Annotated in this window: 2 rRNA genes; both read left to right on the top strand. The window is 46.1% G+C overall.

Annotation, left to right across the window (positions count from 1 at the left end):
* A 16S ribosomal RNA gene (locus L4D79_RS00135) occupies window positions 1–237 on the top strand; the annotation flags it as partial.
* 317 nt (window positions 238–554) lie between these two features.
* Window positions 555–785: ribosomal RNA gene (locus L4D79_RS00130) — 23S ribosomal RNA — on the top strand; the annotation flags it as partial.

The following is a 785-nucleotide window of genomic DNA, read 5'->3' as shown; positions in this document are numbered from 1 at the left end:
ATTGGAGTCTGCAACTCGACTCCATGAAGTCGGAATCGCTAGTAATCGTAGATCAGAATGCTACGGTGAATACGTTCCCGGGCCTTGTACACACCGCCCGTCACACCATGGGAGTGGGCTGCACCAGAAGTAGATAGCTTAACCTTCGGGGGGGCGTTTACCACGGTGTGGTTCATGACTGGGGTGAAGTCGTAACAAGGTAGCCCTAGGGGAACCTGGGGCTGGATCACCTCCTTAACGATATGACTGCTGTTTTATGCAGTGTCCACACAGATTGCTTGGTGAAATGGTTTTAGAAATAGCGAAAGCGCTAATGAATAACGTCAGTTATTGATTAACGCTTTTTGCGTTATGCTCTTTAACAATCTGGAAAGCTGACTAGTAAATTCAATCGAATGATTGATTTATTTTAAGTTTTTATCGAAAGATAAAAACGAGTTCTCAAGCAACACACATTCAAGTGTCTTGTGTAAGAGTCCGGCGAAACAACAGTCCATCACAACTCAGATGGACAACCTTGGTTGTTGACCGTACGAAACCTCTTGGGGTTGTATGGTTAAGTGACTAAGCGTACACGGTGGATGCCTGGGCAGTCAGAGGCGATGAAGGACGTGCTAACCTGCGATAAGCCAAGAGAAGATGGTAAGAATCACTATACTCTTGGATTTCCGAATGGGGAAACCCAGCTGCATAAGCAGTTATCGTTACGTGAATACATAGCGTAACGAGGCGAACCGGGGGAACTGAAACATCTAAGTACCCCGAGGAAGAGAAATCAACCGAGA

The organism is Photobacterium satsumensis (genome assembly GCF_050336935.1).
Lineage (GTDB): Bacteria > Pseudomonadota > Gammaproteobacteria > Enterobacterales > Vibrionaceae > Photobacterium > Photobacterium satsumensis.
This window is presented reverse-complemented; position numbering and strand designations above follow the sequence as displayed.